The sequence below is a fragment of the Streptomyces sp. NBC_00210 genome, from assembly GCF_045160975.1.
Classification (GTDB): Bacteria; Actinomycetota; Actinomycetes; order Streptomycetales; family Streptomycetaceae; genus Streptomyces.
Genome location: NZ_CP108120.1, coordinates 7,724,647 through 7,738,227, shown reverse-complemented (window position 1 = coordinate 7,738,227; position 13,581 = coordinate 7,724,647). Strand labels below are relative to the sequence as shown.

At 71.9% G+C, this 13,581-nt stretch carries 12 protein-coding genes; 7 read left to right on the top strand and 5 right to left on the bottom strand.

Features of this window, described 5'->3' with window-relative positions; translation table 11 throughout:
* Positions 1 to 39: 39 nt before the first annotated feature.
* Positions 40 to 405, bottom strand: coding sequence for a metalloregulator ArsR/SmtB family transcription factor (locus OG729_RS35040; protein ID WP_360875545.1), 366 nt, complete (start codon positions 403 to 405; stop codon positions 40 to 42).
* Positions 406 to 571: 166 nt separating this feature from the next.
* Here OG729_RS35040 and OG729_RS35035 point away from each other — a divergent pair, with 166 nt between their 5' ends.
* Together OG729_RS35035 and OG729_RS35030 are read left to right on the top strand one after the other, a co-directional pair.
* Entirely contained in the window at positions 572 to 1,948 is a 1,377-nt protein-coding gene (locus OG729_RS35035; protein WP_405809965.1) for an NAD(P)-binding domain-containing protein, read from the top strand.
* Between the two features lie 30 nt (positions 1,949 to 1,978).
* Positions 1,979 to 2,443 carry an ArsI/CadI family heavy metal resistance metalloenzyme gene (locus OG729_RS35030; RefSeq protein WP_405809963.1) on the top strand — a complete coding sequence of 155 codons (465 nt, stop codon included), beginning with the start codon at positions 1,979 to 1,981 and terminating at the stop codon, positions 2,441 to 2,443.
* Positions 2,444 to 2,580: 137 nt separating this feature from the next.
* On the opposite strand, the gene OG729_RS35025 is transcribed toward OG729_RS35030, so the two are convergent.
* The 4 genes from OG729_RS35025 to OG729_RS35010 form a co-directional block, all read right to left on the bottom strand.
* Positions 2,581 to 3,243 (bottom strand): HdeD family acid-resistance protein, encoded by a 663-nt coding sequence (locus OG729_RS35025; protein WP_405809961.1) that lies wholly within the window; start codon positions 3,241 to 3,243, stop codon positions 2,581 to 2,583.
* 164 nt (positions 3,244 to 3,407) lie between these two features.
* Complete coding sequence (locus OG729_RS35020; RefSeq protein ID WP_405809959.1) at positions 3,408 to 3,605, bottom strand: hypothetical protein; 198 nt, start codon at positions 3,603 to 3,605, stop codon at positions 3,408 to 3,410.
* 151 nt (positions 3,606 to 3,756) lie between these two features.
* Positions 3,757 to 4,260, bottom strand: a complete 504-nt coding sequence (locus OG729_RS35015) for a hypothetical protein (protein ID WP_360875555.1) — start codon at positions 4,258 to 4,260, stop codon at positions 3,757 to 3,759.
* A 208-nt stretch (positions 4,261 to 4,468) separates the two neighbouring features.
* Positions 4,469 to 7,159: a LuxR C-terminal-related transcriptional regulator gene (locus OG729_RS35010; RefSeq protein ID WP_405809958.1), complete on the bottom strand. Its 2,691-nt coding sequence runs from the start codon at positions 7,157 to 7,159 to the stop codon at positions 4,469 to 4,471.
* Positions 7,160 to 7,535: 376 nt separating this feature from the next.
* Between OG729_RS35010 and OG729_RS35005 the strand changes: the two genes are divergently transcribed.
* From OG729_RS35005 to OG729_RS34985, 5 genes are all read left to right on the top strand, one after another.
* Complete coding sequence (locus tag OG729_RS35005) at positions 7,536 to 9,638, top strand: SpoIIE family protein phosphatase (protein ID WP_405809956.1); 2,103 nt, start codon at positions 7,536 to 7,538, stop codon at positions 9,636 to 9,638.
* A gap of 228 nt (positions 9,639 to 9,866) precedes the next feature.
* Complete coding sequence (locus OG729_RS35000) at positions 9,867 to 10,490, top strand: DUF4255 domain-containing protein (RefSeq protein WP_360875562.1); 624 nt, start codon at positions 9,867 to 9,869, stop codon at positions 10,488 to 10,490.
* Complete coding sequence (locus OG729_RS34995) at positions 10,487 to 11,218, top strand: hypothetical protein (protein ID WP_405809955.1); 732 nt, start codon at positions 10,487 to 10,489, stop codon at positions 11,216 to 11,218. The genes OG729_RS35000 and OG729_RS34995 overlap by 4 nt, the downstream gene beginning before the upstream one ends.
* 14 nt (positions 11,219 to 11,232) lie before the next feature.
* Complete coding sequence (locus OG729_RS34990; protein ID WP_405809953.1) at positions 11,233 to 13,056, top strand: phage tail sheath C-terminal domain-containing protein; 1,824 nt, start codon at positions 11,233 to 11,235, stop codon at positions 13,054 to 13,056.
* Positions 13,057 to 13,117: 61 nt separating this feature from the next.
* A complete protein-coding gene (locus OG729_RS34985; protein ID WP_266484108.1) occupies positions 13,118 to 13,573 on the top strand; it encodes a phage tail protein in 456 nt (151 codons plus the stop codon).
* The last annotated feature ends 8 nt before the right edge of the window (positions 13,574 to 13,581 follow it).

The following is a 13,581-nucleotide window of genomic DNA, read 5'->3' as shown; positions in this document are numbered from 1 at the left end:
CTTCGGTCCCCGGGGTGAAGCACACGGCGGCGGCGGGCGTCAGGCGGCGTACCGGCCGAGGATGTGGCCCATCGCGGCCAGTACGGACGGCTCGACGCGGTAGTACACCCAGGTGCCGCGCCGCTCGGAGGTGAGCAGGCCCGCCTCCTTGAGCTTCTTCAGGTGATGGGAGACGGTCGGCTGCGAGACGCCGACGTCGGAGATGTCGCAGACGCATGCCTCGCCGCCCTCGTGCGAGGCGACCGACGAGAACAACCGCAGCCGGACCGGGTCGCCGAGGGCCTTGAACATGGCGGCGGTCCGGACCGCTTCTTCGGCCGTGAGCGGGCGCTCGGTCAGCGGCGGGCAGCAGGGCTCGACGACCGGCTCCGGCTCCAGCAGCGGCAAGGCCTTCACATTCGACATACGTCTATGTTGACACACATCGAACCAAGCGCCCAGGTGCTGCCCCTGACCATGACCGGTCACCCCCCCCCGATTTGATGAATGTCTATGTTGACGCTCATCGAAACAGGTGCCATCCTGACAGCGCAAGCCATCGACAGATGTCGAAACAGAATGGGGAGTCATCATGACTGCGCCGAGTACCGAGGTGCCCACCGCCGCCCTGCCCACCGTGGTGATCGGAGCCGGTCCGATCGGCCTGGCCGCTGCCGCCCACCTCGTCGAGCGTGGCCTTGAGCCCCTGGTCCTGGAGGCGGGAGACAGGGCGGGCAGTGCCGTTCGCGAATGGAGCCACGTACGCCTCTTCTCCACCTGGGCCGAGCTCGTGGACCCCGCCGCCGAGAAGCTCCTGGCCCCGACCGGCTGGACCGCGCCCGACGGCGCGACCTACCCCACCGGGGGTGACTGGGCGGAGAAGTACCTGCAGCCGCTGGCCGAGGTTCTCGACGACAAGGTGCGCTTCGGCTCCCGTGTCACCGGCGTCTCGCGCCTGGGCCGTGACCGCGTTGTCGACGCCGACCGCGAGCAGCAGCCGTTCACGATCCACGTGCTGAACGCCGATGGCAGCGAGGAGCGGATCACCGCCCGCGCCGTGATCGATGCTTCCGGCACCTGGTCAGCCCCGAGCCCGATCGGTGGTGACGGTCTCCCTGCTCTCGGCGAGCGGGCAGCCGCCGACCGCATCTCCTACCGTGTGCCCGACCTCAAGGACTCGGCCGTACGCGCCCGTTATGCGGGCAGGCGCACCGCTGTCATCGGCTCCGGCGCCTCCGCCTTCACCGCCCTTGCCTACCTCGCCGAACTGGCCAAGGAAGCCCCCGGCACGCACGCGGTCTGGATCCTGCGACGCGGTATCGGCGGCTCCACCTTCGGCGGCGGCGAGGCCGACCAGCTGCCTGCCCGCGGCGCGCTCGGCCTCGCCGCCAAGGCCGCCGTGGACGAGGGCTACGCCGACGCCGTCACCGGTTTCCGCACCAGCGTCGTCGAGAAGGCCGGCGAGCAGGTGGTCCTCGCCGCCGAGGACGGCCGACGCCTGGACCCGGTCGACGAGGTCATCGTCCTGACCGGCTTGCGCCCGGACCTGTCGTTCGTGGCCGAGCTGCGCCTGAGCCTCGACGAGCGCCTCCAGGCCCCTGCCGAGCTCTCTCCGCTGATCGACCCCAACGTCCACTCCTGCGGCACCGTCTACCCGCACGGCGCGGGCGAGCTCTCCCACCCGGAGAAGGACGTCTACCTGGTCGGCATGAAGAGCTACGGCCGCGCCCCGACCTTCCTCGCCATGACCGGATACGAGCAGGTCCGTTCCGTCGCCGCCGCCCTTGCCGGAGACCAGGAAGCCGCCGAACGCGTCGAGTTGACCCTGCCCGAGACCGGAGTCTGCGGCGGCGCGGGCCTCTTCGACGAGCCCGACGCCACCAAGTCCGAGGCCGGAGGCGGCTGCTGCGCCGCCCCCACCACCCTCCGGATCGGCGTCGGAGCCCCGGCCGCCTCCGGCGGCTGCTGAAAGCCTCAACCCATACTCAGGAGGTTCGTCATGTCCCGCGTACAGCTCGCCCTCCGCGTCCCCGATCTCGCCGCGTCGATCGCCTTCTACACCAAGCTCTTCGGCACCGAGCCGGCCAAACTCCGCGACGGCTACGCCAACTTCGCCATCACAGAGCCCCCGCTCAAGCTCGTCCTCATCGAAGGCAACGCGGGAGAGGACACCCGCATGGACCACCTCGGCGTCGAAGTGGAAACCGCCGACGCCGTCCACGCCGCCAGCACCCGTCTCAGCGAGGCGGGCCTGGCGACCGCCGAGGAGAACGACACCACCTGCTGCTACGCCCTCCAGGACAAGGTCTGGGTCCACGGCCCCGGCCAGGAACCCTGGGAGGTGTACGTCGTCAAGGCCGACGCCGACACCCTGACCAGGCAGGAAGGCAGCACCTGCTGCTCCGACCCGGCCGCGAACGAGGTCGGTGCGGCCGGGCCTGTCGCCGCCGGCGGCTGCTGCTGACCTGACAACGACCGAAATGGTGGGGTGCCCCGGCGGGCTCACACGCGCGTGCGGAGGGACGTGTCCCGGCGCCACGACGATCCTGGGTCCCCTTCCCGGGGGCGCCCAGGAACGTTCCGTCGCGTCCAGCCGGGTGCTCAGACGGTCCCGGCGGGGCCGCGCGGCCCCGCGGTGCGTGACCTGCGGAGTGCGGCTCGCCATGCGAAGGCGACCGCCACCTCGGCAAGGCCGAGCAGGACGAGCCACAGACCCATCAGCCGGGTCAGCGCGCGGGCCGACTCGGTGGGCAGGGCCAGCACCACGATCCCCGCGACGATGCCGATCACCGCGGCGCCGAGGACAAAGCCGCGGTGGGGCAGGTCCTTGGCGGCGATGGCGGTGTAGAGGGTGAGGATGCCGGACACCAGCCAGACGATCCCGACGATCAGCGAGAGCGCGGCGATGGTCTGCAGCGGGTTTCTCAGACACAGCACCCCGGCCAGGATGCACAGCACTGCGAGGAGCAGCCCGGGCAGCCGTTCGCCGTGCTCTTCCCGGGCAAACGTCGCAACGAACCGGAACGCCCCGGTCACGAGCAGGTACAGGCCGACGAGGACCGCCAAAACGTGCAGGGTCTCCTCCGGCCAGACCAGTACCAAAACGCCCGGCACGAGCGTGGCGACCGCCGACCCCAGCATCCACTTCCATGAGCGCCCCAGTTCCGCGAGCACTTCCGCGGGGTCGCCCACCGGTCCGGGGGCAGCCCCGTCGGGAATGTGCTCCGGTCCGGTACGCGGTGCTGGACCACGCGGCACGGTCATGACTCCTCCTCGCGCGATCGAGCGGGTCGCTCCCGGACCGCCGACGGGGCGGTGCGGGGATCTCACCGGGCCAGCGTCCCACCGGCCGTCGGCCGCCGGATCACCCCCGACGGGTGATCCGTGCGCGAAGCGACGCTCGTGGCATCGCTCGTCGTACGGACGCCTCACTCCGGCAGTTGGCGCATCTCCAGGACCCTTAGTCCCAGCGACTGGCAGCGGGCCAGCAGCCCGTACAGGTGCGCCTCGTCGACGACGCAGCCGAACAGGACGGTCTGACCGGACATCACCACGTGGTCCAGCTCCGGGAAGGCTTTGGTCAACGTCTCCGACATGTGTCCGTCGACGCGGATCTCGTAGCGCATGAGTTGCTCTCCCGCGGGCGGCCTGGGACAGGCGGACTGCGCCCTTCCCGTGCGATCGTCCGCTTCGGCGTGCTGTCCGGCCTCACCCCGTAGAGGTGATCCGCCGCCCGGCACACGATCGGCCTGCGTCAATGCGGCCTGCGTCAATGCGTCAATGCGTCAGGAAGATCTTGAACGAGATGATCAGCAGACCGAGCAACAGGTTCACCGAGGCGGTGGCCGTCGCCAGGCGCCAGGAGGCGCCGGCACGCCGTGCCGCGGCCGCCGACCAGCCCACCTGCCCGGCCACGGCAACGGCGAGCGCCAGCCACAAGGCACCCTGCACGTCGAGGCCCAGCAAAGGGCTGATGGCCACGGCGGCGGCCGGCGGGACGGCGGCCTTCACGATCGGCCACTCGTCGCGGCACACATGCAGCACGATCCGGCGATCCAGGCTCTGCTGTGCCAGGCGCGCACCGAACAGCTGGGCGTGCACATGCGCGATCCAGAACACCACGCCGGTGAGCAACAGCAGCAGCACCAGCTCCAGGCGCGGGAACGAGCCCAGGGTGCCGGCGCCGATGACCACCGAGGCGGCGAGCATGGATCCGTAGACGCCACCGGTGTAGTCGGCATGGGCACGGCGCTCGACGGTGCGCGCTCGGGAGCGTGTCACGGCGTCCACCTCGCCGAGTCGGCCCGGAACGCCGGCGGAGCCGGCCGGGCAGCGACCGGCACATGCCCTGCCGCCACCCCCATCGCATCCGACCAACTCACCCTGCGCCTCACCCACCACGGGCGAGCCGGACGAGCCGCGAAGGCCCCTGCCCGGCCGCCCGGGGCCGCGGCTGTGCGCCATCGGGCACGCTCCTTCACGGCCGTGGTCACAGCAGCCGCAGCTCGCGCGCGCGGCGCACCGCGTCGTGGCGCCGGTTCACCGCCAGCTTCCGGTAGACGCTCTTGAGGTGGGTCTTGACCGTGTTCACCGACAGATACAGATCGGCGGCGATCTCTTCCGTCGACATCATCTGGGCCAGCCGTTGCAGCACATCGCGCTCGCGTCCGCTCAGCTCCTCCACGACCGGCGGCGGCGGCTGGTTTTCGGGCCGAGGCGGTTCGCCGTGCGGCGACAGACCGGGTGTGAGCCAGCCCGCGGCCAGCCCTCGCAGTTGCACCATGCCCAGCAGAGGCCGGATCCACGGTCCGGCTTCGAGGAAGGGGCGCCGCAGCCGCTCGCGCCGTGCCTCGTGGAGAGCCTGGGCAACGAGCCTGCGCGAGGTGGCGCAGTCCCCCGCCTGGTCCGCGGCCTGCGCCCGCACCAGGGAGGCTCGGACAGTCACCGCGGGGCCGATGCGGCCCTCGGGGTGCAATCTGTCGAGCAGGTCGATCGCCGCGACGGGCTTCCCAGCGGCGAGCTGGGCCCGCGCGGCCTCCACGGCACACGCCACCTGGTCGTCGGGCACCGCCTGCAACAGCTTGGCGGCCGTCTCCGGCCGGCCTTCGGCCAGATGTGCGGCGGAGGCCACCAGCGCCTTGTGCCCCTCCGCCCAGGGCGAGACCACATCGGCAGCGACGGCCGGTTCCGCCGCCGCGAGCGCGGCTTGCGTGTTGCCGCGGGCCAGCAGCAGCCGCGCGGTGGCGATGGCCCGCCCTGCTTCCATCACCGGGTCCCGCATAGCGCAGGGGGAGTCGGCCGCCGCGTCGAGGTGGGCCCGGGCCTGACCCAGTTCGTTGCGCTCGACGGCGACGGCGGCCAGGACCAGCCGCTCGATGCCGGAGCCGGAGGCCTGTGGCAGGCTGAACCGCTCCGTCTCGGTCATCGCCGCCAGGGCCTTGCGCTCCGCCCTGCCGAGCCAGCCGTTCAGGTAGTCGATCAGGGCCAGATGACCCAGGGACTCCTCGCGCGGGAGCGCTGTCGAAGCTCCGCCGGAGCAGCCGGCCACCGTGGTCAGGGCGGCACGTGCGTCCTCGAAGCGCCCGGCCCACAGCCGCGTCGAGCCAAGATGGGTCAGCAGGAGGGCGTTGAGTTCGGGATGCTCGTCCATCAGGTGGGTGGGCACCTCCTCGTGCAGTTTCTCGGCCGCCTCCGCGGCCATCTCCGCCCTTCCCGGCGAACCGGTCAGCCGGCCCGCCAGGGCCTCCAGCAGGGCACAGCTCAACTGGGCCGCCGCCAGGCCGGGTTCGTCGTCCCCTGCCGGCATCTGCTCCCCCGCCAGACTCTGCTCGGCGCGCTGCAGGTGGGCCAGGCCGCGGTCGAGGTCGCACCGGGACAGCTCGCGGGCCGCGCGGACGAGGTCAGTGGCGGGGCTCTTGGCCTCGGGCCCCATCCGTGAGAACAGCTCGGCCAGGTCGTCGGAGCGGAGGCCGGTGAAGAGCTGACCAATGGCGAGGTCGTCGACGAGGGCACCGGCGGTGAACTCCCAGTCGCCCGCAGCGGCACCGTGGCCGAGCGTCTCCGCGAGGGATCCGGAGCGCCGCAGCCACTTTGCGGCCCGCCGGTGGAGTTCGGGCTCCAGGCCGGGAGACCGCACCCGCAGATGGGCATGGAGGATCTCCCCGAACAGCGGGTGGAGGCGGTACCAGGCGTGCCCGAGGTGCTCGACGAACGCGTTCTCGCGGTGCAGCCCGGCCAGGATGGACTCGGCATCGCTGCGCTCCGTCAGCGCGTTCGCCAGCTCGGGACAGAAGCGCTCGAGGACGCTGACCCGCAGCAGGAGGTCCTGCGTCTCGGGGGCCTGCCGCTTGAGCACCTCCGCCAGCAGGAAGTCGGCGACCGTGGTTCGGTCGGCCTCGAACTCCTTCAGATACGTCTCCGGATCCGGGCTCTCCTGCGCGGCCAGGGCGCACAGCCGTAGTCCGGCGGCCCATCCCCTGGTGCGCTCCACGAGCGGGCGCGCGGCGTGCACCGGAAGGCGCAGCCCGTGCAGCTCCAGCAACGCGGCCGCTTCCTCGGGAGTGAAGGCCAGCTCCGCGTCCCTGATTTCCGTCATGTCGCCGGCCGCCCGGTACCGGTGCAGCGGCAGCAGCGGTTCGGTGCGGGTGACGAGGATCAGGCGCATGCCCCGTCCTGCGTGGTGCAGGACGAACTCCAGCTGCTCCGCGATCTCCGGGTCGGTCACACGATCGTATTCGTCGAGCACCACGATCACGGGCCGGTCCCGAGCGCTCAGATCGGCGGCGAGTCGCGCCAACAGCGTGTGGTCCACGCGGCTTGCGTCCGCGGGGAAGCCGACCTCGGCGGGCAGCGGCACACCGGAGGCGCGCAGGGCCTGGAGCAGGTACGCCCAGAACACTCCGCATCCCTGGTCCGTTGCTTCGGTGGTCAGCCAGGCGACGGACCGGTCCCGCCCCGCGGCCCAGTCGGCGACCAGCAGGGTCTTGCCCGCACCCGCGGCTCCGTTGACCATGGTCAACGGAGTCAGAAGAGCCTGGTCGAGGTGCTTGGCCAGCCGCTCCCGCCGCAGGAATGTCGCAGGGCGGGTCGGTACGGCGAACCGCGTGGGCAGAAACGGGTCTCCGTGGGGATCAGCGCGCGGCGTGGTCGGTTCCGGACCGTTCTCCGCCACCCCAGCCATGGCGCTCACCACCACTGTTCGTCGGGCAGCCCCTCCCCCTCAGCATCCCAGTATTCCTGCGCACATGCGCAGCCGCGTAGGGCGGCCCGGTGGTGGTCGACGTTCCGGCCGGAGTCGTCCCGGGCACACAGCGTCCCGGGCGCCGTGTCGCACCCCGGGTCTGCCGCCGGCTTCAGGCCGGGCCGCCGGGCTCCCCCATCACGGGCGAGTTCCCGGGTACGCAGCGCCGGAGAATGGGGCCCGCACGCCTCGTAGGCGTGGCCCGACACTCGGCCGGGTGCGGTCGCGCCGACCGCGGAGCACGCTGGAAGCACGCCCTGATACGGGGCAGCCGTGCGCCGGAGCATGCGCAGGACGGAGCTCGGAGGTGGTCCCCGTGGCGCACAGCGATCCCGGCCGACGAGTGGACGAGACGGCGGCCTCGATGCTGGAGGCGCTGTTTACGCAGTCACCGATCGGGCTCCACCTGCTGGACACCGATCTGCGGGTGGTGCGGGTCAACACCGCCACCCCCGCCATGCGTGGCGTGCGCTTGGACGACCTGAAAGGGCGCCCGGCCCGCGATGTCTACGGCATCGTCGAAGCCGACGGCATGGAGGCGCTCCTGCGCGAGGTGCTGGACACCGGTGTCCCCCTTCTGCAGCACATCGTCCGGGTGCGTTTCAAGGGGGACCCGCCGCAGGAGCGGCAATTCGAGATCAGCGCGCTGCGCCTGGAGAGCCCGCGCCAGTCGGTGCTCGGAGTGGCGGTCACCTCGATCGACGTCACCGAACGGGAGCGAGCCCGTGCCCGCACAAGGGTGCTCGACGCCGTGCGCCGGCGGGTGGGACGCACCCTGGATCCGGTCGTGACCGGCGAGGAACTCGTCGCGACCGTGGTCCCCGCGTTCGCCGATGTCGCGATCGTGGAGGTGGTGGACGCCGTGATCCGCGGCGACGACCCGCCGCCGGCCCCGCTGCCCACGGGCACGCCCATGATGCGCACCGCGTTCCGCGGCGGCCCTGCGCGGCCGCCGCAGGCGCATCCGGTGGGCGACGTCCGCCGCCTGCCGGCTCGGACCCCCTTCACCCAGGCCCTGGCCGACCTGCGTCCGCGCGTGGTCCCGCTGCATCCGGTCGCCCCGTGGCTGTCCGTCGATTCCCCGGGTGCGGAGGCGATCCGCTCCGCGGGGGCCCACTCCCTCCTCGTGGTTCCCCTGGCGCTGCGCGACGCGGCCCTCGGCGTCGTAAGTCTGTACCGCACCGGACACTCGCCCCCCTTCGACGAAGATGACCGGGAGCTCGCGGTCGAGCTGGCCACACACGCGGCGCTGTGCATCGACAACGCGCGGCGCTACACACGGGAGCACACGGTCGCCGCCACGGTCCAGCGCCAACTGCTGCCCCGCCGCCCGGAGACCCACGCGTCGCTGGAGACCGCCTACCTCTCCGTCACCGGCGCCGATCCCGGCGCCTGGTACGACACCATCGCCCTGTCCGGTGCCCGCACCGCCCTCGTCGTCGGCAAGGTGTCGGGACGCGGTCTGAACGCGGCCGCCACCATGGGGCAACTGCGCACCGCCGTACGCTCCCTGTCGGCGTTCGACCTCGCCCCCGAGGAGCTCCTTTCCCGCCTGCACTACACGGCGGGCCAGCTCGCCGCCGAACGGGCGCATCTCCCGCTCGGCGATCCGCTGCGCCGCGCAGCACTCACCGCCGACTGTGTGTACGCGGTACACGACCCCCTGACCGGCATGTGCACGATGGCGGCAGCCGGCCAACTGGCCCCCCTCGTCGTGCGCCCCGACCGCACGGTCACCATCCCCGCCACACCGGCCGGGCCGCGGCTGGGCACGACGGAGGGCGCGCCCTTCGCGGCCGTCGACGTCGAGGTGCCGGACGGCAGCGTCCTGGTGTTCACCAGTGATCCGCTCCTCACCTCGTATCTCGCCGAATCCTCACGGCCGTTGCCGTCGGCGCCGGACTATCGCGACCGCCCGCTCCAGGACCTCTGCGACGCCCTGGTCTACGCACTCCCGGCAGGTCTGGGCGCCGGCGATGCCGCGGTGATCGTCGCGCGCACCCGGTTCTTTCCCCCCGAACGGTTCGCGTCGTGGCCGGTCGACCCCGACCCCGCGGCCGTGGCCGTCGCACGACGCCGTACCCGCGAGCAGCTCGCCGTGTGGAACGTGGACGACGAGACCACCCTCAACACCCAGCTCATCGTCAGCGAACTCGTCACCAACGCCCTCAGATACGGAAGCCCACCGATCGAGCTGCGCCTGATCCATGACCGCACCCTGACCTGCGAAGTGCGGGACGCCGGCTCGGCCGCACCGCACCTGCGCCACGCCGGCACGGTCGACGAGGGCGGACGTGGTTTGTTCATCACCTCGCAGCTGGCACAGACATGGGGCACCCGTTACACGGCTCCGGGCAAGACGATCTGGACCGAGCAGGCGCTGTCCCCTGTCACCGGGCCCGACGGCTCCCTGTGTTGACCGGTGACCTGACGGCCCGCATACGGGACCCCGCATCCATGTGACGGATGCGGGATCTCGCGCTTCGCCCGCCGCGAGCCGCCTCCGGCCTGGCGGCGGCCTGCGTAGCCAGGGAGGGAACCAGGGATTTCCCCGAAGTGCCGGGGTGTCACCAGGCCCTAACCTCGCGAGTGGTTGACCAGTCCGGCACACACCTGTCGGGCATCGGCACATCAGGGGGTGATCTCGGTGGGCAGTCCCGACGTGATCGCCGATGTGTCCGACATCCTGCTGAAGGTACTGACCGACGCGGTGCGCGAGTCCGGCTCCCAGGCCACGGTGCGTCTGGTCGACCTCATCGGTCAGCAGCAGGGCGGCAACGCCGGGCTCGGTCTCGAGCTCTTCCTCTACGAGGTCGCCGAGGACCCCAGCGCTCGCAACCGCGCCCCCCGCCACACGGTGGTGGAGGACCCCGTCACCGGCGCGGTCCGCCAGGAGCTCCGCAGGGCCGACATGGCGCTGTTGCTGCGCTATCTGCTCGTCCCGACCGGCGGCACCCCCGATGCCCAGCAGCGGATGCTCGGCCGGGCGATGCGGGCGCTGTACGACGACGCCATCCTGCAGGGCCCGTTGCTCGTGCCGGCCGCGGAGAGCAACAGCGTTGCCGAGGCCGGGGAGTCGCTGAAGCTGCGCCTGGCCCCGTTGTCGCTCGACGAGCGGGCGAAGGTGTGGTGGGCGATCTCGCAGCCGTACCGGCTCTCCCTCAACTACGAGGTTCGGGTGGTCAATCTGGCCTCCCGCGACATCACCGCGGAGCCGGCCGTCACCGGCGGCGGCGTCGGCATCGGACAGCGCGCGGGAGTCCGCCCGTGACGGCCGGCGGCGCGGCGGTGGACACCGTACGGATCGCACCGGGACCGGTCTGCCTGCTGCCGCTGGACGCCTTCACCGGGCGCGCGCCCGTCCTGCGGGTGACCGCTGTGGTCGAGCGGCGCCTGGCCGGCGGGCAATGGGCCGCCGAGGACGACGTGCCGGTGGTGACGACTCCGGGCGGCGCGATCGTGTTGCCGTCCCTGGCGAGTGCGCATCCGGCTCCCGCGCCGGGCGCCGTACAGCGCCTGCGGATTCGGCTCGTCTCGCCGTATCTGCTGGACGCGGAGCACCCGGACGGCGTGGAGTTCGACGCCCCGGCGTCGGCGGCGCCCGCGGTGACGCGGGTACGGCTGTATCCGCTGCCCGCCTACCCCTTCCCGCCCGGAACGCGGCTGCTGCGCGGGCGGGTACGGCGTGGCGGGCCCGCGGGTGCGGCGGTGGCCGGAGCGGCGGTCAGCGGCCGGGCACGTGCGGACGCGGACCATCTCCCGCGGGTCGCCGAGTGGGCGGAGTACGCCGCGACGGCACGGGACGGCGCCTTCCGGCTGCCGCTGCGGCGTCCCGGCAGCAAGCCGCAACTGCCCGCACCGGATCCCGCCGCGCCCGAGGCCGAGTGGTTCACGGTCACAGCGCTCGCGGATCCCGGCCAGGCCGGCGGCCCCGAGGCGTCGATCCATCTGACCGCGCAGGACATCAGCGGTACCGAGCAGCTCATCGAGATCCCGTAGCGGAGGAAGCCCCGATGCCCGAATATCTCAGCCCAGGCGTCTTTGTCGAGGAGATCTCCACCGGCCCGCGGCCCATCACCGGGGTGGCCACCAGCACCGCCGGCATGGTCGGGGTGACTGCCCGGGGTCCGGACTCGGGCAAACCCAAGCTGGTGACCAGCCTGTTGGACTTCCACCGGCTCTTCGGCGGCTTCCTGCCCCGGCCGAGCGACGCCGACATGGCCACCGCCGACGCGAACGGCATCCGGTGGTGGCTGCTGCCGCTGGCGGTGAAGGGCTTCTTCGACAACGGCGGACAACGGCTCTACGTCAAGCGGATCGTGCCCCCGGCCGCGGGAAGCGCCAAGGCCTCCGCGACTCTTGTGGACCAGGCCGCCCCGCCGGTGCCGGTCCTCGCCGCGGAGGCTGTGCAGGCGGGCGAGGGCGGCAACAGCCTGCATGCCGTGCTGCGACTTGCGCGCTCTGCCACCTTCGCCGTCGTGGCGCCGGCCACCCCGCCCGCGGGCGACCCCCCGGCCACCGTGACGATCGCCACTCTCGGCGCGATCGAAGACGGCAGCACGGTCCTCCTCGTCCCCGCAGACCGTACGCGGCAGCCCAGTCTGCACACGGTCGAGAGCCACGCCCCCGACGGCGTCAACCACACGCTCACCCTGGACCGCCCGCCCGCAGCCGCGGCCGTCGCGGGCGACACCCTCGTCCTGGCCGGCTTCCGGCTGGAGATCGTCGACGCACCGCCCGGCGTCGCGCGCCAGACCCGGACCATCCCCTCGGCGCCGAACCCGCCGGCCGCCGATCTGGCGAGGCTCGCCACGGCCGTCGGCTCGGACCCGGACGCGCTCCTCTCTCTCACGATCGGCGCCGATCCGCTGCCGTTCCTGAGCGGCAGCATCTCCAGGACCGACCCGGGCCGGCCGCTCGCCACACTCGATCTGGCCGGCGGCGCCGGCGGCGGGGGAGGTCTCACGCCCGCCGACTACATCGGCGTGGACGGAGGCAGCGGGAACCGTACGGGCATCCAGGCCCTCGAGGACATCGACGAGGTGGCGATCTGCGCCGTGCCGGGCGTCTGGGAGACGACTGTCCTCGACGGCCTCAACACGCACTGCGAGATCCTCGGTGACCGGTTCGCCGTATTCGACGGGCCTCCCGCAGCCGACCTCGAGGCGATCAGGGACTTCCGCGAGCCCCTGTCCACCGACCGGGCGGCGCTGTACTACCCCTGGCTCCAGGTGCCGAATCCAGCCGGCGCCGGCACCGCGAAGGCACCCCCGTCGGGGCACATGATCGGCGTCTACGCCCGTACGGACGTGGAGCGGGGAGTTCACAAGGCACCGGCCAACACGGTGCTGCGCGGCATCGTCCCCGGCGCGGGTCTGGCCTCCGACGTCACCCGCCGGGAGCAGGACACCCTCAATCCCGTCGGGATCAACGTGCTGCGGGCGTTCCCCAATCTGGGCCAGCGGGTATGGGGCGCGCGGACCCTGTCGGACGACACCCGGTGGCGGTACGTCAACGTCCGCCGGCTCTTCCTCTTCATCGAGGAGTCGCTCGACGAGGGACTGCAGTGGGTCGTCTTCGAGCCCAACGCCGAGCAGCTGTGGGCCTCGGTCCGGCAGAGCATCAGCAGCTTCCTGACCGAGGTCTGGCGGGCCGGCGCGCTGGCCGGCACCACACCGGAAGAAGCGTTCTACGTCGTCTGCGACCGGTCCACGATGACCGAGGACGACCTCGCGCAGGGCCGCCTGGTCTGCCAGGTCGGGGTCGCCCCCGTCTTTCCAGCCGAGTTCGTGGTCGTGCGGATCCAGCAGGCGACCCGCGAGTCGAACACGTCCTGAACACCCACACCGCCGCGACCACTGAAAACGCTTCAACCGCCGCAAAAGAAAGGGGACGGCTGTGCCACCCGTTCAGCGTGACGATCCGTACGGCGCCTATAACTTCCTCGTGCAGGTCACCGGCGTCGCCGCCAACGGCCAGGACGTCCAGGCGTCCTTCACCGAGGTCTCCGGGCTCACCGTGGACATCCAGCCGATCGACTACCGCAACGGCAGCGAGGACATCCGGGTGCGCAAGATCCCCGGCCTCAAGAAATTCTCCAACCTGACGCTGAAGCGCGGCATCACCGGCCATCCGGAGTTCTGGAACTGGATCAAGAAGTCGATGAACGGCCAGACCCAGCGCGCTCCGGGGGCGATCCTCCTCCTCGACGAGAACCGCCAGGAGGTCATGCGCTGGAACTTCGACCGCGGCTGGCCGGTGAAGTACACCGGGCCCTCGCTCGGCGCGACCAAGAACGAGATCGCGATGGAGACGCTCGAACTCTGCGTCGAAGACCTCCAGATCGACGTCTGACCGGGAGA